Source organism: Roseovarius sp. YIN77, assembly GCF_057219155.1.
On the sequence record NZ_JBXVVI010000043.1, the window covers coordinates 1 to 2,822 of the forward strand.

The 2,822-nt window shown below is 58.6% G+C and carries 3 protein-coding genes; all 3 read right to left on the bottom strand.

What is annotated here, in order from left to right; all coding sequences use genetic code 11:
• Positions 1-728: bifunctional methylenetetrahydrofolate dehydrogenase/methenyltetrahydrofolate cyclohydrolase FolD (folD, locus tag AC2D8P_RS16440; RefSeq protein WP_484703954.1), on the bottom strand; the 728-nt coding region annotated here is incomplete at its 3' end.
• A gap of 10 nt (positions 729-738) precedes the next feature.
• Positions 739-1,053 carry a chorismate mutase gene (locus AC2D8P_RS16445; RefSeq protein ID WP_484703956.1) on the bottom strand — a complete coding sequence of 105 codons (315 nt, stop codon included), beginning with the start codon at positions 1,051-1,053 and terminating at the stop codon, positions 739-741.
• Between the two features lie 79 nt (positions 1,054-1,132).
• Complete coding sequence (locus AC2D8P_RS16450; RefSeq protein WP_484703958.1) at positions 1,133-2,809, bottom strand: formate--tetrahydrofolate ligase; 1,677 nt, start codon at positions 2,807-2,809, stop codon at positions 1,133-1,135.
• Positions 2,810-2,822 lie beyond the last annotated feature (13 nt).

Here is a 2,822-nt window from a genome sequence, read left to right on the forward strand (position 1 = left end):
AGGACGTTCTTGCCGTCACGTTCAATGCGGTTGATGCCCACGTCGATGACGGTGGCGCCCTCCTTGATCCAATCGCCGGGGACCATTTCCGGGCGGCCGACGGCGGCCACGACGATATCGGCGCGACCGACAACGTCAGGCAGGTCCTTGGTGCGGGAATGCGCGATGGTTACCGTGCAGCTGTCGCCCAGCAGAAGCTGCGCCATCGGCTTGCCGACGATGTTGGACCGTCCAATCACAACCGCGTCCATACCGGACAGGGATCCGTGGTGATCGCGCAGCATCATCAGGCAGCCCAAAGGCGTGCAGGGCACCATGGATTTCTGGCCGGTGCCCAAAAGACCCACATTGGAGATATGGAAGCCATCGACATCCTTTTCCGGCGCGATCGAGTTGATGATCAGGTCCTCATCCAGATGCTTTGGCAAGGGCAGCTGCACCAGAATGCCATGCACCGCCGGGTCATTGTTCAACTGGTCCACGACCGCCAGGAGATCCGCCTCTGACGTGTCGACGTCGAGCTTGTGCTCGTAAGAGTTCATGCCGGATTCTTTGGTCTGCTTGCCCTTGGAGCGCACATAGACCTGGCTTGCCGGATCCTCGCCCACCAGAACCACCGCCAGACCGGGGGTGATGTTGTGCTCTTCCTTCAGGCGGCTCACATGGCCTGCAACCTTCTCTCTCACCGTCGCGGCAAAAGCCTTGCCATCAATGATCTGGGCGCTCATCGCTCTCTCCTTAGCTTTCTTCGCCAGACCGATCCGGGCCCAGCACCTGTTCCTCGCGGTCAATTGACCAGTTCACCAACCGGCGCCACAGCGCCTCGACCAAATCCGCATCAAGACCCGCCTGATCCGCATGGGCGCGGGCGTTGGTGATCACCTCTTCCACCCGGTCAGGGATCCGCGCAGGCCAGCCGTTCTTGAGCTTCAACTCACTGGCCCGGTCGATATAGGCGGCGCGCTGCGACAGAAGGGTCACAACCTCCTGATCCAGCGCATCAATGGCCGATCTTACCTCGGCCATTGATAGACATTCAGCAGGCGCGCGCATCATCTCTCTCCATCTCTCAGCCGTCATCAATTGACTGTTCAGAGATCATCTAATGCACGCGCCCGCGAAAGGGAATGCGTCAGAACAGTCCTTCGATCTGACCCTCGTCATTCAGGCGGATGGTTTCCGACGCAGGTTTGCGTGGCAGCCCCGGCATGGTCATGATCTCACCGCAGACAACCACGATAAAGCCAGCACCAGCGCTGAGGCGCACCTCGCGCACCGGAACCGAATGCCCTGTCGGCGCACCGCGCAGGTTCGGATCGGTCGAGAAGCTGTATTGCGTCTTGGCCATGCAGACCGGCAGGTTGCCATATCCGGCCTCTTCCCACTCTTTCAGCTGCGTGCGGATCTTCTTGTCGGCAATCACCTCATCGGCGCGGTAGATGCGCTTGGCGATGGTTTCGACCTTCTCAAAGAGCGGCATCTCATCGGGGTAGATCGGCGCAAAGTTGGCTGTGCCCGCATCGACGATCTCGACCACTTTACGGGCCAGGTTTTCCGACCCTTTGGAACCGAACTCCCAGTGTTGGGACAAAACGGCCTCGGAGCCGTGGGTGGCCACATAGTCTTTGACCGCCTGAACCTCGGCATCGGTGTCAGTGACAAAGTGGTTGATCGCAACCACAACCGGCACGCCAAAGGATTTGACGTTCTCGATGTGACGACCAAGGTTGGCACAGCCCGATTTGACCGCATCCACATTTTCCGCGCCCAAATCAGCCTTGGCAACACCGCCATTCATCTTCATCGCGCGCACTGTGGCCACGATCACAACCGCAGACGGCGCAATGCCAGCCTTGCGGCACTTGATGTTCATGAACTTCTCAGCGCCCAGATCAGCACCAAAGCCTGCTTCGGTCACAACGTAATCGGCAACCTTCAGCGCTGTCTTCGTCGCAATCACAGAGTTACAGCCATGGGCGATGTTGGCAAATGGACCACCATGGACAAAGGCCGGGTTGTTTTCCAGCGTCTGCACCAGGTTGGGCTGCATTGCGTCTTTCAACAGAACCGTCATCGCGCCTTCGGCCTTGATGTCGCGGCAGTACACAGCGGTCTTATCGCGGCGATAGGCCACGATGATGTCGCCCAGACGCTGCTCCAGGTCCTTCAGGTCTTTGGCAAGGCACAGGATCGCCATAACCTCTGACGCCACGGTGATGTCAAAGCCGGTTTCGCGTGGGAAGCCGTTCGACACACCGCCCAAGGACGCTGTGATCTGACGCAGAGCGCGATCATTCATGTCAACAACACGACGCCAGGCAACACGGCGCACGTCAATCTCTTGCTCATTGCCCCAGTAGATGTGGTTGTCGATCATGGCACTGAGCAGCGAATGCGCAGAGGTGATTGCGTGGAAGTCCCCGGTAAAGTGCAGGTTCATCTCTTCCATCGGAACAACCTGCGCATAGCCACCGCCAGCGGCCCCGCCCTTCATCCCGAAGTTCGGGCCCAAAGACGCCTCGCGGATACAGATCATCGCGTTCTTGCCGATCCGGTTCAGGCCATCGCCCAAACCAACCGTCGTCGTCGTCTTGCCCTCACCCGCAGGTGTCGGGTTGATCGCCGTCACCAAAATCAGCTTGCCGTCCTCATTGCCCTGAACAGAGTTGATAAAAGACTGGCTCACCTTCGCCTTGTCATGCCCGTAAGGCAGCAAATTGTCGCTCGATATCCCAAGCTTCTCCCCAATCTCAATGATCGGACGCTTGACAGCCTCGCGAGCTATCTCAATGTCAGACTTGTAACTCATATATAGGATCCCC